This window comes from Fictibacillus iocasae (assembly GCF_042665465.1).
Taxonomy (GTDB): domain Bacteria; phylum Bacillota; class Bacilli; order Bacillales; family Fictibacillaceae; genus Fictibacillus; species Fictibacillus iocasae.
The window spans coordinates 154,830-177,622 of record NZ_JBHTCP010000013.1; the positions used below are offsets into that span (position 1 = coordinate 154,830).

Below are 22,793 nucleotides of genomic sequence, written 5' to 3' on the forward strand. Positions count from 1 at the left end.
TGCTGCAGCCTTAGGGGAAACTTTGATTGAAACTACACCTTTTATCTCTTTCTTCTTACGAGGTTTACTATAAAAATGATGGCTGCAATGACAAGCAGAATATGAATCAATCCGCCGGCAATATCCATCACAAAGCCGAGAAGCCACAGTGCAACGATTACGACCAAAATCGTCCAGAGCATGTTTCATCGTCCTTTCGCTCTCTAAAATAGTTTCTAGTGTTACACAGAAAAATCCGGTTTCTTTATTATTTGCCAATCCCCCTGTCATCACTCGTGCAAAACAAATTTTTCTCATCGAGCATACAAGAATACTTGGGCTGACGCACAAACACTTAAGTTACCCTTAGTTGCCCTCATATTTTATCGATTTTCTTATATGAAAGTGCACAAAAAACCCCTCCAGCATAACAGCTCGAGGGGTTTCATTCTCATGATTAATTAGGCAAGATTGCTTTTCAAAGATTCTTCTTGGCTTTCTGATGCTTCGTCTGCCATTCCTTCGTTCACACGCTCGATATCAGCGCCAAGGGCAAGAAGCTTACCAGTAAAGTCTACATAACCGCGGTCAATGTGCTTAAGCTCTGTGACGCGCGTGTAGCCGTCAGCGACAAGCCCAGCCAGTACCAAAGCAGCGCCTGCGCGAAGATCCGTTGCCTGAACCTCAGCACCTTGCAGCTGAACAGGTCCGTTGATCACGGATGAACGGCCTTCAATCTTGATATCTCCGTTCATGCGGCGGAATTCTTCCACGTGCATGAAACGGTTTTCAAAGACAGTCTCCGTGATGACACTCGTGCCTTTTGCACGAAGAAGCAGAGCCATCATCTGTGACTGAAGATCTGTCGGGAATCCAGGGTGCGGCATCGTCTTAATGTCAACCGGCTTCAATTCCTTAGGTCCGCGAACACGAAGTCCGCTGCCTTCTTCACGAATCGATACACCCATTTCTTCCATCTTCGCAATCAATGGACGAAGATGCTCAGCAATCGCGTTCTCTACAAGGATATCTCCTTCTGTGATCGCAGCTGCTACCATATACGTTCCTGCTTCAATACGGTCTGGAATCACCGCATGCTCCGCGCCGTAAAGCTCATCGACACCTTCAATGCGGATCGTGCCTGTTCCTGCGCCAACAACTGTTGCGCCCATAGCGTTCAAGTAGTTCGCCAAGCAAACAATTTCCGGTTCTTTCGCCGCGTTCTCAATGATTGTCGTTCCTTCAGCAAGAACAGCCGCTGTCATAATGTTTTCCGTCGCGCCCACGCTCGGGAAGTCTAAATAAATCTTTGCTCCTTGAAGGCGTCCGTCAATGCGGGCTTCAATAAAGCCGTTCCCGATTTTAACCGTCGCACCCATCGCTTCAAACCCTTTAAGATGCTGGTCAATCGGACGAGATCCGATCGCACATCCACCAGGAAGAGCGATACGAGCTAGCCCTACACGAGCAAGCAATGGTCCCATTACAAGGAATGATGCACGCATTTTGCGCACATACTCAAAAGGCGCTTCTGTCTTAAGCTCTCCTGTTGCATCCACTTTGATCTGGCCATTTTCGAATTTTACATCAATATTTAAATAACGCAGTACCTCGTTAATCGTGTATACATCAGCAAGGGTTGGCACGTCCTTGATCGTGCTCGTGCCGCTACTGGCTAAAATTGATGCTGCGATGACAGGAAGTACGGCATTCTTAGCTCCTTCCACTCGAACAGAGCCTTCTAACCGCCTACCACCACGGACAATGATTTTTTCCAACGATATTCCCCTCCGCGTCCAATTTTCTTATATTAATATTCAGACGTAATTATTGGTGTTCCAATTGTAACGGTCGTTCGGCCGCCCAATCCATCGGTTCGCACTGCTATCTGCAGATTCATTTTATCTTGAGCTGTAGTAATGGCATCATCCCATAATGCAGTATATGCCGATAGTGATACAAACGTCTCTTCCTGCAGTTCTTCAATTGGAACAGCGGAGAATGACGATACTAGCTCATGTGCTTCGTTATACAAACCAAACTTCATTTTATCACCGGTTATACCCGACATACAAGAGAAATAATTCAATTTCTCACTGGAAAACTTTGCCGCTTTTTCATAAAAGCGCTTCTCCGTTTTCTTAAATCCGGATTCTGGCAAATGCGTTCCTTCAACCGCATAAATAAAATACGATGCAAGTTCCTTTTTGTGGGGGTAGGCAATTACTGTCAGCCTCTCAACACTCCCGTCACCATGCGATTTCATGCCCGACATTTTCCATTCACCGCCAGACTTCAACGGCTTGGTGCTCCAATCGAGCTCAGGCATTTTGCTTTTCAGCTTCTCCACTGTATCTAAATACCCATTAAAATCCTCAATCAAACCCAAATTGCCACGCGTGTACAAAGACCACTCCGTCAGCTCGATCTCGCGCTTTTCCAACTGCTCCGCCATCAGCTCAAGCTTTTCATGACTCTGTCTAGAATCTGCGTAAGAAACGGAAAACTGTATAGCAAATAAAATAAGTGCAAATAAAGCAATATAACGTTTCATTCCCGGCCACATCCTCTCTACTTGACATTCTTGCCAAGAGAGCCAGATCTATCCGTGGAAGTTGAAGTCATATTCCGACACCATTTCACTTCATTTTTATGAAAACAAAAACTGAAGATTTGTTGAGTAGTTTAAATATTGTAGGAAGAAGTCGCTCGCAAGACTCGCAAGTGCAACAGTAAGCAAGATAAACAGAACCCTCGCCTGCATCACTTTCCCCTTACGGATAAACTTATCAATATGAAACGACTGCATCGCCCACCAGGCGATAATCAGAAACAGAATATTTACGATAATATGTAATAACGCGCTCTGACCAGCATTCTCAATCAACGCAATAAATCCCCCTTTACATATTTCGACAGTTTTAGCATAATCCTTCCCAAACATCAACGAATCGTTCAAAATACCTATCTTTTTTAAAACTTTTTGAACGACTCCCCCTTCACACAAACAACACTTCATTAGACGAATTCAAAGAAACGAAAGTTTCTTCAATCCGGAATTTACTTCGCAGAAAAATAATTAATCCATTCAAACAAACAAAACCAAAGACATCGAAGCCTTTATGTATGTTTGCCAAACAAGGCCAAGCAGACAAAACCATCTTTAACATCCGCGCGACCCGCAGTGGGGTCCGGTACCGATAACGATCTTCATGATACCGAAGGTCATCATCTCGGTACCGGACCTCAGGTTAACTTCGAAGAACATGTTCACCAAACCCAGCCCAAAAACCAAAACATAATTACTTCGGCAGCATATTAGGATGTTCGCACAAACATCGCCAAAAAACCAAACCATCTTTTAGCTTCCCCGCCACCCGCAGTGGGGTCCGGTACCGATAACGATCTTCATGATACCGAAGGTCATCATCTCGGTACCGGACCTCAGGTTAGCTTCGAAGAACATGTTCGCACTATCTAAGCCCAAGAACCAAACAAACCTAAGTACCGGACCTCAGGTCAGCTCCGAAGAACATGTTCGCACTTTCTAAGCCCAAGAACCAAACAAACCTAAGTACCGGACCTCAGGTTAGCTCCGAAGAACATGTTCGCACTATCCAAGCCCAAGAACCAAACAAACCTAAGTACCGGACCTCAGGTCAGCTCCGAAGAACATGTTCGCACTATCCAAGCTCAAGAACCAAACAAACCTAAGTACCGGACCTCAGGTTAGCTCCGAAGAACATGTTCGCACTATCTAAGCCCAAAAACCAATCCACCAAAATCAAAAATGAGATAAAGTTTTTAAACAACCTCAAAAGTACATAGAAAAAAAGACCGCAACAGCGGTCTTTTTTCATCAATGGTTATGCCCTGTGTTCATAAAGAACTCGTTTACGTCAAAGCTTTCAAAGAAGAAGTCTAATGCGATGTTTGGCAGGATGCCAAGGCCGATCGTGGCGATGGCGCAGAATACGAGCACGGCTCCGAGACTCGGCGGAAGCGGAAGCCGGCGTTTGCTGCTGCCGTCTCGGAAGAACATCAGTCCGATGATATTAAAATAATACACGTAGGACACGAGCGTCATGAGCATCATCGTGCCGGCTAGCACATAGTGGCCTGGCTCTGGTCCGAGCGCCCCCATAAAGATGCCGAATTTGCCCGCGAATCCTGCGGTCGCGGGAATGCCGGCGAGTGAGAGAAGAAAGATGGTCATAGCCGATGCCAGCCAAGGCGATCGGCTGAACAGCCCCCGGAAAATGCTGATATCATTGGATCTCGCGTCGCGTGTGAGCGTCTGGAGGCAGGCGAACGCGCCGATGTTCATCACCACATAAGCTAAAAGATAAAACCAGATCAGCTCGAACACTTGAGTCGAGTTGGAAACGAACGGAACGAGTACATATCCTGCCTGTGCCACAGATGAGTAGGCAAAGAGCCGCTTCACATTCCGCTGCCTCAGTGCACCTAGGTTTCCGATGATCATGGTGGCTGCAGCCAGAACCATCAAGTATGGTTGCACCTGAACAAGAAGGGGATCACGGTCAATGCCAGCTGCAGCGATAAAGGTCAGCACGATAAAGCGAAGCAAAATCACAAAGCCCGCAGTTTTTGACACAACGCTCAGGAACGCGGTAACTGGGATCGGTGCACCCTCATACACGTCCGGCGCCCACATGTGAAACGGTGCTGCCGCAATTTTAAATGAGAGTCCTATAAACGTCATGAAAAAGGCAAAGACAAGCAAAAAGGAATGCTCGAGAAGCGCTGGCTCCTGAAGGGTTTCGACCACGTCAAAAAGGTTCGTCTTACCGGTAAGGCCAAAGATGTAGCTCAGCCCAAACAGCGTGATGGCTGTCGCGATGCCTCCTGACACGAGGTACTTAAAGGCTGACTCGTTGGACTTGCGGCTTTTTTTCCGAATGCCAGCAAGAATGTAGGAAGACAGCGATAAAAGCTCCAGCCCCACAAACAGCGTGATCATATCCGCGCTTGATGCCATGATCATCGCACCAAGCAGCGCCGTCAGGAACAAATAATAAAACTCGCCTCGGCTCTCGCTCAGCTCCTCTTTTCTATAATCCGCCGCGAGCAGCAGGACGAGAAATCCGCCAAGGAGAAGCACTATTTTAAAGGCTTTTGAGAAGAAATCCAGCCGGTACGTATCGTGAAGAATCGACGTAACATCCTGATCGAGCTGCATGAAGACAAAGGCCATCGCGACTGCGACACCGGCGAGCGCGAGCCACAGAAGCGGGCGTCTGCTCGTGTGTTTACTCATAAACAGATCAATGATGGATAAAAGAGTGGCAACGCCTAGAATGGTGAATTCGGGGGCCATGACACTCCAGTTGTATGATAGCAATGCGTCCGTGTCCATCCGTTACCCTCCCCATCCAAGCTTGATGCTTTCTAGCGTGGCGCCTAGCAGCCCGCTGAGCAATGACGGAAACACGCCAATCGCAATGATAGCAGCGAGCAGCATATATGCCGGAAACCGTTCTAATGCCGTCATGTCCGGTCCATACACAGTGTTCTCATGTCTCTCCTTACCGAACGTAACGGCCAATACCGCGCGCAGCACATATACCGCCGTCAAGATCAGCCCGATTGTCCCAACAGCGGCAACCACCGGCATCACGTTAAACAATCCTAAAAACGCCATAAATTCTGAGATGAACCCCGACATGCCAGGCAAGCCGAGTGACGCAAGACCGCCGGCGAGCAGCAGTGCTGATGCGACCGGCATGTGTGCGGCAAGACCGCCAAAGTCATGAAGCTGAGACGATCCTCTGCGACTGTAAAGCACACCGACGAGAAAGAACAGCAGCGCCGAGATCAATCCGTGTGAAACCGTCTGGAACACGGCCCCTTGAATGCCTGCCTCGTTCAGCGCGGCGAGACCGATCAGCACAATGCCCATATGCGAAACAGATGAATAGGCCAGTACTTTTTTCAGATCAGACTGTGTGATCGCCAGAAAGGCTCCATATAAAAGGTTCACGACACCCAATATGGCCACGGCACCGGCAAGGCTCTTGAACTCTTCCGGAAAAATGCCCAATCCAAAGCGAATCATCCCGTAAGCTCCAATTTTAAGCAGAATGCCCGAGTGAATCATGACGATAGCCGGGTGCGCCTCTGCGTGAACACGCAGCATCCAAGTGTGAAGCGGAACGACCGGGAGCTTGACGGCGAACGCCACTAAAATTGCGATTAAAATGCCCGTTCGGAATCTTTCTGTTAAGAACATCTCGTATAAGTCAGCGTCAGGCAAGGCGAAGACGGCTTTCAGCTGGTCAAACGCCATCGAGCCGGATTTCATGAACAATGCGACAAAGGCGATGAGCAGAATGGCCGAGCCAATCCCATTGTAGATAAGGAAGCTCCACGCCGCTTTCTCTTTATTGTCATAGCCGTAACGGCCGATCAAGAAAAACATCGGGATCAAGGTCAGTTCAAAAAAGACAAAGAACAAAAAGAGATTCTGCGCAGAGAACACGCCAAGCATCCCTAACTCTAAAATAAAGAACAAAATATAATAGCTCTTCAGTTTGCTTTTAACAGAAAACGATGCAATGGACGCAAGAAAGGCGATAAAGGCGGTCAAAAGGATCATGGTCATGGATAATCCATCCGCACCGATATGATATTGAATGGAATAATTCAGCTCACCGTTCGCCTGAAATACTTCGTACGTGATCCATTGATACACTTCTTCCAGCTGGACGCCCGCTTCTGTCCTGTCAAAGGCCGAGAACGCGATAAGTGCGGCGGCAAGCGGCAGCAGGGCACCAAGAACACCGGTCATCCTCAATGTCTTCTCATCATCAGACGGCACGAACAGAAGAATGAGCACACTAAGGAGCGGAGAGAATAACAGCAGCGTTAGCAGCATAGTGTTCATGAAAAGTACCCCCCTGTCAGTGCGATGACAATAAATAGGACGGCCAGGCCAAGTATGACGGCACTGCCGTAGGTTTGCACGTTTCCGTCCTGCAGCTTGTTGCCAGTTTTTGCGAGCCACTGGACTGCAGATGTTGCCCCTTCTGCTGCCCCTTCGACTACATATCGGTCGAACAGCGTTCCTGCCCGGCTTGCTGCTTTTGTTCCTTTAATAAACGTAGCATCATACGCTTCATCCACAAACCATTTGTTGTAGATGATATGGCTTGCAGACGGGAACGAGCGAGTAAGCCAGTCGCGGCGAATCGACCTTTTCGCATACATCATATAGGCAAGTACAATGCCGAGCAGGGAGACAGCCGTTGCCGCAAGAGGAATCCATATCGGTCCGTGATGATCAGAATGCAGTTCCACCGGTCCTTGCGCGAGGTAATCGGCTAAAAAGGTGCCGAACCATGGCGTGTTCACATAGCCGGCAGTGACGGCAAGAACACCGAGTATAATCATTGGCGCGGTCATGGTCCAGCCAGATTCATGGACGCTTTCCTGTTTTGTGCGCGTCTCGCCGCTAAACACCATAAAGAACAATCGGAACATATAAAACGATGTCATGAACGCTGCCGCAAGCGCCAGCGCGAACAGTCCGTAGCGTCCATCTGCGTAGACAGAGGCCAAAATTTCATCCTTACTGAAGAAACCGGAAAGCAGCGGAAAACCGGAGATCGCCAGGGCACCGATTAAAAACAGCGGGCCGGTGAGGTTCAGCTTCTTCCATAGACCGCCCATTTCCTCGATATTTTGAGTATGTACCGCATGTATAACGCTTCCTGCTGCTAAGAACAGCAGCGCCTTGAAAAATGCGTGTGTAGCAAGGTGGAAAATGCCTGCCGAATAGCCTGCTGATCCGAGTGCGAGCATCATGTATCCGAGCTGGCTGACGGTCGAATAGGCTAGAACGCGCTTGATGTCTTTTTGCATGAGTCCAATTGTGGCGGCAAAAATAGCGGTCGCTCCTCCAACAGCGGCCACGGTCGTCATAGCGGCTGGCGATGCGTCAAACAGCGGGAATAAGGATGCGACAAGGTACACACCCGCGGCGACCATCGTTGCGGCATGGATGAGTGCCGATACCGGCGTCGGGCCTTCCATGGCGTCAGGAAGCCACGTGTGAAGCGGCAGCTGACCGGATTTTCCGATGGCTCCGATAAAGACGAGTAACGCGGTGAGTGTGATCATCGCTTGCGAGATTTCTTGATTTTCCACCGCTTTAAAAATCTCGTCGTACTCGAAGCTGCCTGTTTGCCAGAATAAGAGGATGATGCCGATAAACAGCCCCACATCTCCAATGCGCGTCATGATGAACGCTTTTTTCGCAGCCGCTTTCGCTTCTGGCTTGTAAAAGTAATAGCCGATGAGGAGGAACGAACCTAGTCCGACAAGCTCCCAAAATATGTACACCTGCAACAGGTTGGGGGAAAGGACAAGCCCGAGCATCGCAAACGTGAACAAACCTAGATACGCGTAAAAAACAGCGATACGGCTGTCGCCTTCCATGTATCCTTTTGAATAAAGATGAACGAGCAGGCTGACGAGCGTTACGATCACTAGCATGAGGGCGTTCAGCGGGTTCACTTCAAACCCCATCGTGATGCTTTGGTCCCCAATCATCAGCCACTGCAGCTCTGCTTTGTATGAATTGCCTTGCCACTGTTCCGCAAACACGACAACCGCACCGAGGAATGAAGCCAGAGCAGCGGAAAGGCCGATGAGCGGTGAAAGACGGCCCGCATGGCGGAATGCTGTCAATACGATAAAAGACAGAAGCGGGAACAGCGGTATAAGCCAGGCGTTTTGCAACATGTTATTCTCCCCTTTTCTCTTCGTCAGTGCTTCATCGTATCCATTTCATCAACACGAACCGTCGGGCGGTTTCGATAAAGCGAGATCAATATGGCGAGGCCGACCGCTGCCTCAGCGGCTGCGACAGCAATCGTGAACAGCGTGAAAATCTGCCCCGACAGCCCGGGATGAAGGCTGTATTTGCTGAAGGCCACGAGGTTAATATTGACGGCATTGAGCATAAGCTCGATCGAGATCAGCACAATGACCGCGTTTTTCTTTGTTAAAGCACCATAAAGGCCGATGCAAAACAGTATCAGGGCGAGCATCAAATAAAGGGATAACGGTACGTTGCTCATTTCTTCCCGCCTCCTTCTTCCTTTTCGTCCTTCTTCGCTAAAATGACCGCTCCGATCAACGCCACCAGCAGCAGCACCGACATGAGTTCAAACGGAATCACATAATTGGAGTAGAGCTCGATCCCGATTTTCTTTGTGTTATCGACATGCAGCTCCGCATCGCCTTGCGGAAAGTTCAAATCCTTTATTTTGCCGTACAGGATGAAGAAGAATACGAGAATCGCTCCTCCTGTCAGCACTTTACGGAGTACAGGCGTCCTTTCCTCTTCTTCCCTTTCATGGCGTGTCAGCATGATGCCGAACAGCATGATGATCGTGATGGCGCCAGAATAGATGAGCACTTGGACGCCTGCGACGAATTCAGCCGACAGCGTTACATAGATGCCGGCGACTGCCAAAAAGGTGAAGATGAGCGACACGACCATATGAACGACGTTCGTGGTGCTGATCATCATCACGCCGCCCGTGATCGCACAAAGCGCGAGAAGGAAAAAAGCAATCATGTCCCCGTTCATGCTTTGTTCTCCTTCCGTACGTTGTTATCATTTTCATCGAGCCATTCGAGGTTTTTGAACAGTTCGTCGCGGCTGTACTCGGCGAGTTCGAAGTTGTTCGTCATGACGATGGCTTCTGTCGGGCATACCTCTGTACACAGGTCGCAGAGGATGCAAATCTCGAAGTTGATATCATACGTGTCGATGATCTTTCCTTTTTTGGCTGGATCCGGATGTGGCTTGCCTGTGAGCAGGATGCAGTCGGTCGGACAGATGGCGGCACATTGGTTGCAGACGATGCATTTTTCCGGATAAAATTTTTGGATGCCGCGGAACCGGTCCGGCATCATCATCGGCACATCCGGGTAGCTTGTCGTCACGTTCTCTTTTGCCAGGTTCTTGACGGTGTAGCTTAATCCTTTTATGAGACCCTTCATGGTATCACTCTCCTCTATAGCTTGAGGGAACATATTAGGTTTTACCAAAAATTGATGAATTCAGAGAAGCGGTTGATCTCCGTTACAGGTGCACACTTTCCGCGGGGTGTGGCGAAAAGCAGGAATGGCTCGTTCAGCCCCGACAAGCAAATGAGAAAGGGACCGAGAAGATCGCTCTTTGACTTATTGGGCACTGGCTCATTTGACCTCGAGGGGCTAGCCATTTCTGCTGGACAGGTGAGCCCCTTCGCTAGCCAAGCGCCTTTGAAGGGTCTCACCTGTCTCACTCATCCCGCTGGATAAGGAAGGCAGCGCAGCAAGACATCGCACGAAGAAAATGTGATGTTCATTTTCGAGGAGTCGGCGCCTTTCACTACGATCAACTTTATCAGAGATGAATTCAAGGTGATTAAAAGCCTTTGACGAATGTTAGCGCCAGAACTATTGACCATAAACTTCTTTAGCAGCAATACCACAAAAGACGAGAGGGTAAGCAAAGATCCCTCCAGCGAGCAATAGTATTAAATCAACTACTATAAAAACAGCTCCTTCACTGCTGCTGATGTGAAGATGTTGAGCAGTGCGAGGGGGAGGAGTATTTTCCAGGCGAATTCCATGAGCTGGTCGGCTCTTAGGCGCGGGAGTGTGCCGCGAATCCAGATCATGAAGAAGACGACGATGCTGAATTTGACGGCGAACCAGATGGCGCCTGGTATGAATTCTAGGAACGGCAGCGGGTTCCAGCCTCCGAGAAAAAGGACGGTTGTGAGTGATGCCATCGCGAAAAGGTACACGTACTCTGACAGCATGAAAAACGCGAAACGGAAGCCAGAGTATTCCACATGATAGCCTGCGACGAGCTCCGATTCGGCTTCAGGCAGATCGAACGGTGTCCGGTTCAGCTCAGCGATAGAGGCGATCAGGAAAACGAAAAAGCCGATCGGCGACAGAAAGATGTATGCAACGTTTTTCTGTCCTTCTACGATATCGTTCAAGTTCAAGCTTCCGGCAAAAAGAATGACGCCGACGACCGAGATGACGAGTGGGATTTCATATGAGATCATCTGAGCGGCTGCCCGCATGCCGCCTAGCAGGGAATATTTATTATTCGATGCCCAGCCGCCAAGCAGGATGCCGATCGTTGAGATGCCTGATATGCCCACATAATAGAGAAGCCCCACGCCAAGATCGGCGAACTGCACATGCTCGGTAAACGGCATAACCGCAAGCACCATAAAGGCAGGCGAAAACGTCAGAACCGGCGCCAGAATAAAGAGCGGACGGTCGGCGAGCTTCGGAATGGTGTCTTCTTTTATTAAAAGCTTGAAAACGTCCGCTACCGTCTGGAGCAGTCCGAGCTTCCCGCCGACACGGTTCGGTCCGGGACGCAGCTGGATAAAGCCCAGCACTTTACGCTCCGCTAGAATCGCATACGTGACGAAGCCGAGAACGACGAGCAGCAAGACAGCTGCCATCGTAAAAAATACCGCTGCATTATACCAGCCTGGCTGGGAATGAAGCAGGTCGTTCATCATCAGCCATCCACCTCCCCAAGTACGATGTCGATGCCGCCGAGTATGGTGATGAGATTCGAAATGTTCTCACCGACCAAAAGCTTCGGCAGAATCTGAAGGTTGTAGAACGAAGGCCTCCGGAATTTAAGGCGGTACGGCTCTTTCTTTCCTTCCGATGCGATATAGCATCCGATTTCGCCGCGTGGTGATTCAATGCGCACGAACGCCTCGCCGGCTGGCGGCTTAATGATTTTCGGCACTTTCGCCATGACGGCACCTTCGCCTGGCATTTGTTCTGCCGCCTGTTCCAGTATCTTGAGGCTCTCCTCGATCTCGGCCATACGACACTGATAGCGCGCCCATGCATCGCCTGTGCTCTGCACTGGCACATCAAAGGTGAAACGGTTATAGATCGAGTACGGCTCATCCTTTCGCAGGTCCCAGTTCACACCTGTACAGCGAAGATTGGCACCACTCAGCGAGTAGTTCAGCGCCTCCTGTGCAGAGTATGTTCCGATTCCTTTTACTCGGTTAAGGAAAATTTCATTGCCGCTCACTAGGTCGTGATACCCGGCAAGCTGCTCACGCATGTACGGCACGAAATCTCTTACCTTTTCAATCCAGCCCTCTGGAGCATCCCATTTCACACCGCCGACGCGCATATAGTTAAACGTAAGGCGTGCACCGCTTATCTCGTTCAGCATGTTAATGATGCTTTCCCGCTCACGGAACGCATACAAAAACGGGCTCATCGCGCCGATATCGAGCAAATAGGTGCCGAACCAGACGAGATGGCTCGCCACACGCCCGAGCTCCATCACGATCACGCGCAAAAAGTCAGCTCGTTCAGGAATGTCAATGTTCATCATCGTTTCCACAGCATGACAGATGACATAATTGTTCGTCATCGCAGCCAAATAATCCATCCGGTCGGTGTAAGGGATGATCTGGGTGTATTGCAGATTTTCCGCGAGCTTCTCTGTGCCGCGGTGCAAATAGCCGATAACAGGTGTCGCTTCAATGATTGTCTCGCCATCGATCTTGAGCACAATTCGGAACACGCCGTGTGTGCTCGGATGCTGAGGGCCGACGTTCAGGAGCATCTCTTCTGTTCTGATCATCTGTTACACCTCCACATCGTAGGGCTCATAATCTTTTCGCAGCGGGTGGCCGACCCAGTCATCCGGCATCATGATGCGCGTCAAGTTCGGGTGCCCGGTAAAGGTGATGCCAAGCAGATCATACGTCTCGCGCTCCGGCCAGTTCGCCCCTTCCCAAAGCGTGGCAAGTGATGGGATCTCGGCTTTATCTCGGTCCACCTTCGCCTTCAGCACGACGGATTGCTTGTTTTTATACGAATAAAAATAGTTGTACACCTCAAAATGCGTCTTGTAATCTGTACCGTGTGACTCGGATAAATAGTCGAAATAAAGATCGCTGTGCGTCTTGAGCAGCTCGGCGACAGCGAAATACGTATCAGCCTTCGCAACAAGCGTGGGCACATCTTTAGACAACGTGTTGATGTAAGCGTCTTCAAGAGCTTCTGTACTGATAGATTCACTAATGATTTTTTTGTATTTAAGAAGAAACGGTTCGTTTGGTGATGGCTTCTTATCTTCAGGCTCCTCATTATCCTTCTCAGCTATCGCGGCTCTCGCTTTGGCAGCAGCCGCCGCTTTCGCTTTAGCGGCAGCGATGGCTTTTGCCTTTTCGTCGTCTGAAGCAGGACTGTCACCAGCAGCGCGGGAGGCACGAGCTTTTGCAGCGGCCGCTGCTTTTGCTTTCGCTTCAGCAATCGCCTGTGCTTTTTCGTCTCCTGTAGCTCCTGATATGCCGGCATCGCGCATCGACTTGGCTTTGGCGGCTGCGGCGGCTTTTGCCTTGGCTGCAGCCGCGGCTTTCGCTTTGGCAGCAGCAAGTGCTTTTTCATCAGCTTGATCAGTCTTAGGCTGAGCAGGAGCTTCTTCATTATCTCTAGCCAGCTTGGCCATTGCCGCTGCCTTCGCCTTGGCCGCAGCGGCTGCTTTCGCTTTGGCGAGCGCCAGCGCTTTTTCTTTCTCGTCGTCCTGGTGGTTCTCTATTCCATCTGCAGCTTGATCCTGGTCTGCCGGCTCTTTTTCCGCTTGTCTCTGCTTCACGAGTTCCAGTGCCTTGGCCTTTGCTTCTGCTGCAGCACGCTTTTTGATCTCTTCAGGTGAGAGCGACTTCTCCGCTGACTGCGACTCTTTATCCGCTTGTCTCTGCTTCGCGAGTTCCAGTGCCTTGGCCTTTGCTTCTGCTGCGGCACGCTTTTTGATCTCTTCAGGTGAGAGCGACTTCTCCGCTGGCTGCGACTCTTTATCTGCTTGTCTCTGCTTCGCGAGTTCCAGTGCCTTGGCCTTTGCTTCTGCTGCTGCTTTTTTCTTCTGTTCTTCTATAGAAAGGGACTCGTCTTGTCCGTCATGTTCCTTAGTCATCAGCTCATCACCTTCTTGCCGGTTTTCGCTTCATAGCGGATTTTTTCTTGAAGCTTGTTGATGCCGTAGATAAGTGCGGCAGGATTCGGCGGACAGCCTGGAATATAGACGTCCACTGGCACGATCTGGTCTACCCCTTTTACGACAGCGTACGATTTAATGTACGGACCTCCCGCTGTCGCACAAGAACCCATGGCGATCACCCATTTTGGCTCTGGCATCTGGTCATACAGCCTTTTTAGAACAGGTGCCATTTTTTTCGTGACAGTACCCGAAACGATCATCACATCAGACTGCCGTGGCGACGTCCTGAAAATGGTGCCGAATCGGTCCAGGTCATAATGCGAGGAACCGGTCCCCATCATTTCTATGGCACAGCAAGCCAGCCCAAACGTGAGAGGCCAGAGGGAGTTAGAGCGCGCCCATGCCTTTACCTGCTCGAGCGTGACCATGAACACGTTGCGGTTAAGCTCGGCTTGTTCTTCTGGTGTAAGATCAAGTTTCAGTTCCATTTCAGCACCTTCTTTTTCCATGCATAAATTAAACCGAGAGTAAGCATCAGGACGAAAATACCCATTTCAATCAACGCGAATACGCCGAGCTCTTCATATGCAACCGCCCATGGATAAAGGAAGACGGTTTCCACATCAAAAATGACGAACAGCAGTGCAAACAAATAATAACGGACGTTAAACTGTACCCAGCTTTGCTGAAACGGTTCGATTCCGCTCTCATATGTGGTGTATTTCTCCTTCACCGGCTTGTACGGGCGCAGAATCTTTCCAATCGTCAGTGCGGCTGCCGGCAGCAAAATTCCGAGCAATAAAAAAACAGCTACAATGAGGTAATTATTTTGGTACAAATGGTATAATTCCATCAAGCTGCCCCTCTCGATATCTGAATTTTTAAAATTATGTATCATTTCAATTATAACAAATGGGAAAAATTGTGTCACACTAAACTTACAGGGTCCATTTGTTCATCTATTTGTAAATAATATGCAGATGCACTCTTGATAAAAACCGTTATCTTTAAGGTAGGGGGGAATGAGCATGAATTTCTGGTGGCTTGCCTACGGGCTGATTGTTCTATTTTCGATTATCGGTCTTGTCGGCACAATCTATCTTGCTGGCACACGTGATGAAAAATACGGAAACTCTACGAAACAAAACTTAACGCGTCTTACACTTATTTATGCCGTAGTGATCTTGTTATCGAGCATTGCATTAGCAGTTTATGACTTTATATAGAAAAAGAAGCCCGTTGCTGGGCTTCTTCTCATCCATCAGTCTACTACGATGTTGACGATGGAACGTGGGTTAATGCGGTTAAGGTCGCCATCTTCTTCAAGGACCAAGATAAATCCTCTGTCGATGCCTTGGAACGTGCCTTCGATTGTGAATCCGCCTAACAAAAACACTTCTACTTCTGTCCCGATTCCGATTTTGTCGATAAAGAGCATGTCTGCGCCAACATTATTGCCGCAAGATGAACTTTCCACTTTGCATTTCCAGTTATAGTTTCTTCCCATTTTACTTTCCTACTTTCCTTGCTTTTCTTTTGAAATGATGACTTATTTGTCTTCATTCATTTCTCTATATTCTATTCAGTTTGAGTGGACATGCTCGGGCGAATGAAGGAGGACAAACACCTTTTTTTTCAATGAATCGGGTGAATGACTAGCTCACATAGGGAGGGATTCTGTGAAAAAATCAGCACAGCAGTTATGGACGGTTCAAAAATATAACGTGATGGCAAAAGGCTACCATTATTATAAAAACGTGCAATCGATGGTGAGAGAAGCTGAGACAGAGGAAGATTTTCAAAACGTGATCTCGTACATTCAGGAGCTCGAGTCGCTTTCCTTTGAAAAAAAAGCCGTGATCAATACGTTTGAACATATATGGGGTTATTTCAAAAAGAGTGCGAGCAAGGAGGAAAAAGAGGCTTTCTTCAAAGCTTTGAAACAGTATCGGGAGAATGGCGAGGCTATGAGTGAGAAGCCTCCTGCAGAGCTGATTGATGCGGTTGGCCGCCTGCTTGAAACGTACCCTTCTGCCTATCTTGAGAATTCGGCTTTTTTAAAAAAATAATACAAGGCGGGGTCCGGTACCTAATAGGTGCCGGACCCCGCCTTGTTGTCATTAAATCGCTTCAGTAGAGAGGCGAATCTGCTCTTCGAAGTCAACAATCATGCTGCGCTTATGCTCTTCGCTCCAGCCAAGGATGTCAGCCATCGCGTTGTATACCTCTTCTTTCCATGCATACACCGTATCAATGTCAAAATATAAGGCGGAGATGCGTCGGATTAAGAAGTCAGATGGAGTCGCTGCCATCTCGTTTTCGATGCTGTAGATCAGCTGTGCATACAAGCTTTTCGGCATCGTGTATTTCTTCGCTTCTTCTCCTCGCTCTTTTAGAATCGCATAAACGTCATCGATGTTTGTTCCAAAGCGGTACACCATGTCCTTCGCTTTTTCCGCATCAAGTCCAAGTGCCACGCCTTCTTCTATCTTATCTGCAACAAACGGCTTTAGGTTAATGCTGCCGCCCATTTTCCCGCCTGAGAGCTTCATATGCTCCGTTTGGCAGCCAGGGAACTGTCGTCCATCTTCTTCCTTCAGCTGGCTGGCAACGATATCAACCACTTTTTCCGCCATTTTACGGTAGCCTGTCAGCTTACCGCCTGCAATGGTCAGCAAGCCTGATGGAGAGTGGAACACTTCGTCTTTACGAGAGATTTCAGAAGGGCCTTTCTTCGGCTCATGAATGAGAGGGCGAAGTCCAGACCATGAAGATTCTACATCGTCCTTTGTGATGTTGACAGAAGGGAACATGAAGTTGATCGTGCTCATCACATAGTTCAAATCTTCCTCTGTCATGCCAGGGTTGGCAAGGTCACCTTTGTAGTCGGTATCCGTTGTCCCGACATATGTCTTGCCGCCGCGTGGGATGGCGAACACCATACGGCCGTCCTCTGTGTCATAATAAACAGCTTGCTTCAACGGGAACTTGCTGCCATCAATAACAAGGTGAATCCCTTTTGTATGGTGGATTTCTTTGCCTTCTTTTGAACGGTCCGCCTCGCGCAGAAGATCTACCCATGGACCTGTCGCGTTCACGATTCTCTTTGCATAGATCTCATGTGTTTCGCCAGTCAGCATATCCTCTACGTAAGCGCCGACTGCTTTTTTACCTTTATAAATAAAGCCGGTTACTTTAGAGTAGTTAACCGCCGATGCTCCTCGCTCGACCGCTTCCTTCATGATCTCAAGCGTCAAACGAGCATCATCCGTTTTGTATTCAACATAATATCCGCCGCCTAGCAGCTGATCCTTTTTCAACAACGGCTCTTTCGCCAATGTTTCAGGAACAGAGAGCATCTTGCGTCGTTCTTTGCGCTTTACGCCTGCAAGGAAATCGTACACCTTCAAGCCGATGGACGTAGAGAACTTCCCGAACGTTCCACCTTTATAAAACGGAAGCAGCATCCATTCTGGTGTGGTCACATGCGGGGCGTTTTCGTAAACGATCGCACGCTCTTTGCCGACTTCGGCAACAAGTTTCACTTCAAACTGCTTCAAGTAACGAAGTCCACCATGTACGAGCTTAGTGGATCGGCTGGATGTCCCTGCCGCAAAGTCCTGCATCTCAACAAGCCCAACGTTCAGGCCTCGTGTATGTGCATCTAGCAAAATTCCTGCGCCTGTCACTCCTCCACCAATAACGAGAAGATCCAGCTCGCCTTGTTTCATATGATCTAATACATTTTCTCTCGCTTTGCTCGAAAATGCTGCTGCCATGAACAAATCACTCCCAACAATTTATCTGCTTATAAGTTATGCATTTCTTGCTGTATTTAAACGGCCGGATGAAAAGCGGTTACTGGTGTTATACCCTTTAACGCGATAAAAAACGCAAAAAAGAGGCCACAAAGCGCCTGCTTAAGCCTTTAAGCAGGGTTTGTGGCCTCTCCATGTCTCCAACCGGTCGTTATGAACTTGACTATAGTATACCCTTTATTTACAAAAAATCAAGTACTAGCGCTTGCGTTTGAACGCACGAGTCGCTGTAACAGCATTTTTCCAGCCGTCATACAGGTCTTCACGCTGTTCTTCGTCCATCTTCACGTCAAAGTCGCGTTCTACTTTCCACTTTTCCGCAATCTCACTGCGGTCTTTCCAGAATCCAACCGCAAGACCTGCAAGATAAGCCGCTCCAAGAGCCGTCGTCTCATTAATCTCCGGACGCTCTACTGGAGTGTTGAGGATGTCGGCTTGGAACTGCATGAGGAAGTTGTTCTTCACTGCACCGCCGTCAACACGAAGCTTTTTCAATTTGATGCCAGAATCTGCTTCCATTGCAGAAAGCACATCGCGCGTCTGATAAGCAAGTGACTCGAGCGTTGCACGGATAAAGTGCTCTTTCTCCGTTCCGCGTGTTATGCCGAATACCGCACCGCGTGCATCAGAATCCCAATATGGTGTTCCAAGCCCAACGAATGCCGGAACGACATACACACCGTCTGTTGAATCGACTTTTTCTGCATACTGTTCGCTGTCAGCAGAATTTTTCAGCATGCGCAATCCGTCGCGCAGCCACTGAACCGCAGAACCAGCAACGAAAATACTTCCTTCAAGCGCATACTCCACTTTTCCGTCGATGCCCCACGCAATCGTAGTGAGAAGGCCGTGTTCAGAAGGCACCGCTTTTTCTCCTGTGTTCATGAGCATGAAGCAGCCTGTGCCGTACGTGTTCTTCGCCATTCCTTTCTCGTAGCATGCTTGACCGAAGAGTGCAGCCTGCTGGTCGCCAGCAATCCCTGCGATCGGAATGTTCTCGCCGAAGAAATGATGGTTGACCGTGTGTGCGTATACTTCAGAAGACGATTTCACTTCAGGCAGCATGGAAGCTGGCACACCTAAAATGTCAAGAAGCTCTTCGTCCCATTTCAGGTCGTAAATGTTGTACATGAGCGTACGTGATGCGTTAGAGTAATCTGTCACGTGCGCTTCGCCGCCGGAAAGCTTCCATACGAGCCATGTGTCGATTGTACCGAACAGCAGGTCGCCTTTTTCCGCTTTTTCACGCGCTCCTTCTACGTTATCCAAAATCCATTTTACTTTTGTTCCAGAGAAGTATGCGTCGATCAAGAGCCCTGTCTTTTCACGGAACTTGTCGTTCAGCCCTTGCTCTTTTAGCTCATCGCAGATTTCTGCTGTCTGGCGTGACTGCCAGACGATCGCGTTGTAGATGGGACGGCCTGTGTTCTTGTCCCACACTACTGTTGTTTCGCGCTGGTTCGTGATTCCGATCCCAGCGACTTCGTTTGCATCCGTTTGTGTTTTTAATAAAACGTCCGCGATTACAGCAAGCATCGAGCTCCAGATTTCATCAGCGTTATGCTCTACCCAGCCTGGCTTAGGGAAATGCTGCTTGAATTCTTTTTGAGCGATTTCCACGATTTCTCCGGCTTTGTTGAAAAGGATGGCTCTTGAGCTAGTTGTTCCTTGGTCGAGCGCGATAATGTACTTTTTTTCCATGTAATGGTTCCTCCTCTAGATATGTTTTCTAGTTTCTTTTTATAACTTTGTTGATGTAAGAACTCGGCGAGGACGTTGCCCTCCGTTACAGGTGCACGCTTTCCGCGGGGTGAGCGGTGAGCCCTTCCGTCGCACGCGCCTTTGGAAGGTCTCACCTGTCTCACTCATCCCGCTGGAGCCGGCACCTTTCACTGCGGTCAACTTATTCAATGGAGCAATCATAGTTGCTAATTTACTGTGCAGCACAATTTCTAAGAAGAACAAAATCTTTTTCAATGTTGTTATTATTTTTTGAAACCGTAAAACCAACACTATTTAAAAAATTAGTTCTTGATCTTGTCTCCGTGTTTGATGGCGTGTGTGCCTTTTTTGCCGAGCATCATGGATGCGATGAGGAGTACGGCTGATGCGGCTGTCCATGCCCAGAATAGGGTTGTGATTTCGCCTTTGAATACGGCTTGGTAGAAAAGGGCTCCGAATACACCGCCGAAGATTGGCCCGATAACAGGGATCCAGGCATAGCCCCAGTTCGATCCGCCTTTGCCAGCGATCGGAAGGATGAAATGCGCGATGCGAGGTCCTAGGTCACGTGCCGGGTTGATCGCGTATCCTGTTGTACCGCCTAGTGATAAACCAATTGCGACGATAAAGAAGCCGACTATTAAAGGATTTAACCCTTCTGTAAATTTATTCGCTCCGATTGATAAAAGTCCGACCAGCAAAACGGCTGTTCCGATAAACTCTGATAATACGTTTGAGAACGTGTGCGGGATAGCAGGGTCTGTTGAGAAGACGCCTAGCTTGGTCGCTTTGTCCTCTGTTGCTGCCCAGTGCGGCAGGAAATGCAAGTAAACGACTGTTGCTCCTAAAATAGCTCCAAGCATCTGTGCAATGATATAGCTTGGTACATCTGCCCAAGGAAATTCTCCGATTGAAGCAAGTCCGAGCGTTACAGCCGGGTTAAGATGGGCACCGCTGACACTGCCGACAGCATAAACACCGATTGATACAGCTAGACCCCAAGCAAGAGCAACAACAATCCAACCCCCGCCTTGTGCCTTCGATTTATTTAGGCTTACGTTTGCGACAACCCCGCCCCCGAATATGATGAGTAGCATGGTGCCGATTAATTCTCCGATAAATGGTGTCATGAAGACATCCTCCTTTTAAGCGTTTTCATTTTTTATAAAAATAACGGACAAAAAAAGACCCACGAAAAAACAAACCGTACTGATGTAAGGCCGCTTTTGTGGATCTCCATTTTCTCCGTCACATTTATGAACTTGTCCCCTATTATAGCAGGAATGTAAACGTTGTCAAATGGTTATCGTGAAATAAATCAGATCCACAATTCGGGATTGGAAGTCGTGACCGCTTCTGCACCTGCATCAAGCGCCATTCGGACGTTTTCCTTTGTTCGTATCAATCCGCCGGCAATGACCGGTGTACCTGAGGCATTCTTTACCTCTCTTATAATTTCCGGCATGATGCCTGGAAGGACTTCTAAAAAGTCAGGCTGTGCACGTTCCACAATTTTATAGCTCGTTTCAAGGGCGATCGAGTCCAGGAGGAACAGACGCTGGATGGCGATCATGTTCTTTTTTTTCGCTTTAATGATGCAATTCGATCTGGTGGAAATGATCCCGGCAGGCTTGAAATCCTGTGCGAGAAATTCGACGGCATACTCGTCGGCTTTTAAGCCGTTGATTAAATCGAGATGCACAAGTACTTTCTTTTTGCTGGCATGTCCCATCTGCAGCATGAATTTCAGCTGGCTGATATGGGCGTCGAGGCAGATGATGTATTCATAATCTGATTTCAGCAGCTTCTCAAAATCCTTCATCTTTCTAGCTGCCGGCAATACGGATTGTCCGAAAAAACTCATATCACTCCCCCCAGATCATTTTTGCACACACGATTAACATTCTTTACCAAATCAAACATTCCTCTTTTCAATATGCATTTCTCCAAGTTTTCCCTCTATTTTGCTTGCTAAACAAGTAACTGTCATCCAAAATAAAAAGTATAGGATAATGACCTAAAAATGTCCATATCACTTACAGGAGGGATACGGTGTCCACTGTTGCTCTAACCAAAAAGAAGAAAAAGAGGCTAAAGCATTTAAAGAAAGAACAGCCACCAGCCCCGCTATTTATAAGAATACTTACATACATAGCCGGTGCTCTCGGCGCTACGCTTATTGTTTCCATTGTGCTGCTCAATTTATATGAGAACCATTACGTGCTGCGCATCTTATACTGGACCCTAATCATGGGCTCGATATTCGGCTTAATGAGCGTCTTTTTTACGTGGTTGTTCGATTTAATGGGTATCATCGGCAAGTTGTTTTTTGGATTGCTGGCGATTGCCTTATTCGTATTGTTTCTCTTTTCAATAAGAGAGGCGTATTACCTCGTTCAGGATAAAAAAGCGTTTGACAGCAAGCAATGTCCAACAGTTAACGGAATACCCCGCCATGCTGATTTTGATGATGATTACATCTATTTAGAGGGCTTCGATATAAATGGGGAATCTTATAGCACGCTTGAGCTTTTTATTGACAAAAGCTTTTATGTTAACGAGTTGGAAGGCGAATCTGTTACCGTTACCTATTTGCCTCGAACTAAATATGTGGTTAGTGTACATGCGGATGATTGGGAATAAAAGAGGTCTCGTGAAAAAAAGGCATGATTGAAATTGCGCGCCATTTTGATTTAATTTTCTGCTGATTCGCGCGCTTGCGCGCGAATTCCCCATCAAAATTATTATTTTCGCGCCCCTTACATAAGTTTGTGCGCCAAATCTTAACACATATAAAAAGGCAAACCGGCCGTTGAGCTGGTTTGCCTTTTTTCATTACTTTTGTGCTGCTACATCGATTCGGTTGATTGCTTTTTTCAAAGCAAGCTCCGCGCGGGCGAAGTCGACGTCGTCCTGCTTGCTGCCGGCGAGGCGCTTTTCAGCACGCTCTTTCGCAGCTTTTGCACGGTCTACTTCGATCTCGCCTGCAGCTTCTGCTGACTCAGCCAAAATCGTCACTTTTTCAGGTCGCACTTCAATAAATCCGCCACTAACGGCCACGTAGTGTGTTTTCCCATCTTCTTCATGCACGCGAACGGCACTGATGGTTAAAGGGGCAACGAGGGGAATGTGCCCTGGCAGGATGCCGAGCTCCCCGCTCTTTGCTTTCGCGCTGACCATTCTCGCATTTCCTTCAAACACAGGACCATCAGGGGTGACTACACTTACTTGAATGGTTTTCATTC

Annotated in this window: 24 protein-coding genes; 3 read left to right on the forward strand and 21 right to left on the reverse strand. The window is 48.4% G+C overall.

Annotation, left to right across the window (positions count from 1 at the left end):
* Window positions 1-41: 41 nt before the first annotated feature.
* The 15 genes from ACFQPF_RS07420 to ACFQPF_RS07490 form a co-directional block, all read right to left on the reverse strand.
* Window positions 42-182 (reverse strand): lmo0937 family membrane protein, encoded by a 141-nt coding sequence (locus ACFQPF_RS07420; RefSeq protein WP_379748126.1) that lies wholly within the window; start codon window positions 180-182, stop codon window positions 42-44.
* Window positions 183-440: 258 nt separating this feature from the next.
* Window positions 441-1,757 (reverse strand): UDP-N-acetylglucosamine 1-carboxyvinyltransferase, encoded by a 1,317-nt coding sequence (murA, locus tag ACFQPF_RS07425; RefSeq protein ID WP_379748128.1) that lies wholly within the window; start codon window positions 1,755-1,757, stop codon window positions 441-443.
* A gap of 32 nt (window positions 1,758-1,789) precedes the next feature.
* Window positions 1,790-2,533 carry a YwmB family TATA-box binding protein gene (locus ACFQPF_RS07430; RefSeq protein WP_379748130.1) on the reverse strand — a complete coding sequence of 248 codons (744 nt, stop codon included), beginning with the start codon at window positions 2,531-2,533 and terminating at the stop codon, window positions 1,790-1,792.
* A gap of 96 nt (window positions 2,534-2,629) precedes the next feature.
* Complete coding sequence (locus ACFQPF_RS07435; RefSeq protein ID WP_379748479.1) at window positions 2,630-2,863, reverse strand: DUF1146 family protein; 234 nt, start codon at window positions 2,861-2,863, stop codon at window positions 2,630-2,632.
* Between the two features lie 975 nt (window positions 2,864-3,838).
* A complete protein-coding gene (gene nuoN, locus ACFQPF_RS07440) occupies window positions 3,839-5,359 on the reverse strand; it encodes an NADH-quinone oxidoreductase subunit NuoN (protein WP_379748132.1) in 1,521 nt (506 codons plus the stop codon).
* A gap of 3 nt (window positions 5,360-5,362) precedes the next feature.
* On the reverse strand, window positions 5,363-6,886 hold the full coding sequence (locus ACFQPF_RS07445) for a complex I subunit 4 family protein (RefSeq protein WP_379748134.1): 1,524 nt from the start codon (window positions 6,884-6,886) through the stop codon (window positions 5,363-5,365).
* The gene (gene nuoL, locus ACFQPF_RS07450) at window positions 6,883-8,745 is read right to left on the reverse strand and encodes an NADH-quinone oxidoreductase subunit L (protein WP_379748136.1); all 1,863 of its coding nucleotides are present in this window, start codon (window positions 8,743-8,745) and stop codon (window positions 6,883-6,885) included. Before nuoL ends, ACFQPF_RS07445 begins: the two co-directional genes overlap by 4 nt.
* A 23-nt stretch (window positions 8,746-8,768) precedes the next feature.
* On the reverse strand, window positions 8,769-9,083 hold the full coding sequence (gene nuoK / locus ACFQPF_RS07455; RefSeq protein WP_379748138.1) for an NADH-quinone oxidoreductase subunit NuoK: 315 nt from the start codon (window positions 9,081-9,083) through the stop codon (window positions 8,769-8,771).
* On the reverse strand, window positions 9,080-9,598 hold the full coding sequence (locus ACFQPF_RS07460; protein ID WP_379748140.1) for an NADH-quinone oxidoreductase subunit J: 519 nt from the start codon (window positions 9,596-9,598) through the stop codon (window positions 9,080-9,082). The genes nuoK and ACFQPF_RS07460 overlap by 4 nt, the downstream gene beginning before the upstream one ends.
* Window positions 9,595-10,014 carry an NADH-quinone oxidoreductase subunit NuoI gene (gene nuoI, locus ACFQPF_RS07465; protein WP_379748142.1) on the reverse strand — a complete coding sequence of 140 codons (420 nt, stop codon included), beginning with the start codon at window positions 10,012-10,014 and terminating at the stop codon, window positions 9,595-9,597. Before nuoI ends, ACFQPF_RS07460 begins: the two co-directional genes overlap by 4 nt.
* Before the next feature lie 533 nt (window positions 10,015-10,547).
* Complete coding sequence (gene nuoH, locus ACFQPF_RS07470; RefSeq protein WP_379748144.1) at window positions 10,548-11,549, reverse strand: NADH-quinone oxidoreductase subunit NuoH; 1,002 nt, start codon at window positions 11,547-11,549, stop codon at window positions 10,548-10,550.
* Window positions 11,549-12,649: an NADH-quinone oxidoreductase subunit D gene (locus tag ACFQPF_RS07475; protein ID WP_379748146.1), complete on the reverse strand. Its 1,101-nt coding sequence runs from the start codon at window positions 12,647-12,649 to the stop codon at window positions 11,549-11,551. The genes nuoH and ACFQPF_RS07475 overlap by 1 nt, the downstream gene beginning before the upstream one ends.
* Window positions 12,650-12,652: 3 nt before the next feature.
* The gene (locus ACFQPF_RS07480; RefSeq protein WP_379748148.1) at window positions 12,653-13,984 is read right to left on the reverse strand and encodes an NADH-quinone oxidoreductase subunit C; all 1,332 of its coding nucleotides are present in this window, start codon (window positions 13,982-13,984) and stop codon (window positions 12,653-12,655) included.
* A complete protein-coding gene (locus tag ACFQPF_RS07485) occupies window positions 13,984-14,496 on the reverse strand; it encodes a NuoB/complex I 20 kDa subunit family protein (protein WP_379748150.1) in 513 nt (170 codons plus the stop codon). Before ACFQPF_RS07485 ends, ACFQPF_RS07480 begins: the two co-directional genes overlap by 1 nt.
* Window positions 14,487-14,861, reverse strand: coding sequence for an NADH-quinone oxidoreductase subunit A (locus ACFQPF_RS07490; protein ID WP_379748152.1), 375 nt, complete (start codon window positions 14,859-14,861; stop codon window positions 14,487-14,489). Before ACFQPF_RS07490 ends, ACFQPF_RS07485 begins: the two co-directional genes overlap by 10 nt.
* 175 nt (window positions 14,862-15,036) lie before the next feature.
* Here ACFQPF_RS07490 and ACFQPF_RS07495 point away from each other — a divergent pair, with 175 nt between their 5' ends.
* Window positions 15,037-15,234 carry a hypothetical protein gene (locus ACFQPF_RS07495; protein ID WP_379748154.1) on the forward strand — a complete coding sequence of 66 codons (198 nt, stop codon included), beginning with the start codon at window positions 15,037-15,039 and terminating at the stop codon, window positions 15,232-15,234.
* 35 nt (window positions 15,235-15,269) lie between these two features.
* On the opposite strand, the gene ACFQPF_RS07500 is transcribed toward ACFQPF_RS07495, so the two are convergent.
* Complete coding sequence (locus ACFQPF_RS07500; protein WP_379748156.1) at window positions 15,270-15,515, reverse strand: hypothetical protein; 246 nt, start codon at window positions 15,513-15,515, stop codon at window positions 15,270-15,272.
* A gap of 172 nt (window positions 15,516-15,687) precedes the next feature.
* Between ACFQPF_RS07500 and ACFQPF_RS07505 the strand changes: the two genes are divergently transcribed.
* The gene (locus ACFQPF_RS07505; RefSeq protein ID WP_379748158.1) at window positions 15,688-16,077 is read left to right on the forward strand and encodes a DUF1722 domain-containing protein; all 390 of its coding nucleotides are present in this window, start codon (window positions 15,688-15,690) and stop codon (window positions 16,075-16,077) included.
* A 51-nt stretch (window positions 16,078-16,128) separates the two neighbouring features.
* On the opposite strand, the gene ACFQPF_RS07510 is transcribed toward ACFQPF_RS07505, so the two are convergent.
* The 4 genes from ACFQPF_RS07510 to ACFQPF_RS07525 all read right to left on the reverse strand — a co-directional run bounded on the left by ACFQPF_RS07510 (window position 16,129) and on the right by ACFQPF_RS07525 (window position 21,412).
* The gene (locus tag ACFQPF_RS07510; protein WP_379748160.1) at window positions 16,129-17,787 is read right to left on the reverse strand and encodes a glycerol-3-phosphate dehydrogenase/oxidase; all 1,659 of its coding nucleotides are present in this window, start codon (window positions 17,785-17,787) and stop codon (window positions 16,129-16,131) included.
* A gap of 237 nt (window positions 17,788-18,024) precedes the next feature.
* Complete coding sequence (gene glpK, locus ACFQPF_RS07515) at window positions 18,025-19,527, reverse strand: glycerol kinase GlpK (protein WP_379748162.1); 1,503 nt, start codon at window positions 19,525-19,527, stop codon at window positions 18,025-18,027.
* Between the two features lie 323 nt (window positions 19,528-19,850).
* Window positions 19,851-20,678, reverse strand: a complete 828-nt coding sequence (locus ACFQPF_RS07520) for an MIP/aquaporin family protein (RefSeq protein WP_379748164.1) — start codon at window positions 20,676-20,678, stop codon at window positions 19,851-19,853.
* A 188-nt stretch (window positions 20,679-20,866) separates the two neighbouring features.
* A complete protein-coding gene (locus ACFQPF_RS07525) occupies window positions 20,867-21,412 on the reverse strand; it encodes a glycerol-3-phosphate responsive antiterminator (protein WP_379748166.1) in 546 nt (181 codons plus the stop codon).
* A gap of 188 nt (window positions 21,413-21,600) precedes the next feature.
* Here ACFQPF_RS07525 and ACFQPF_RS07530 point away from each other — a divergent pair, with 188 nt between their 5' ends.
* Window positions 21,601-22,191, forward strand: coding sequence for a hypothetical protein (locus ACFQPF_RS07530; protein WP_379748168.1), 591 nt, complete (start codon window positions 21,601-21,603; stop codon window positions 22,189-22,191).
* Between the two features lie 192 nt (window positions 22,192-22,383).
* Here ACFQPF_RS07530 and ACFQPF_RS07535 read toward each other — a convergent pair whose 3' ends face one another.
* The gene (locus ACFQPF_RS07535) at window positions 22,384-22,791 is read right to left on the reverse strand and encodes a F0F1 ATP synthase subunit epsilon (protein ID WP_379748170.1); all 408 of its coding nucleotides are present in this window, start codon (window positions 22,789-22,791) and stop codon (window positions 22,384-22,386) included.
* Window positions 22,792-22,793: the final 2 nt, after the last annotated feature.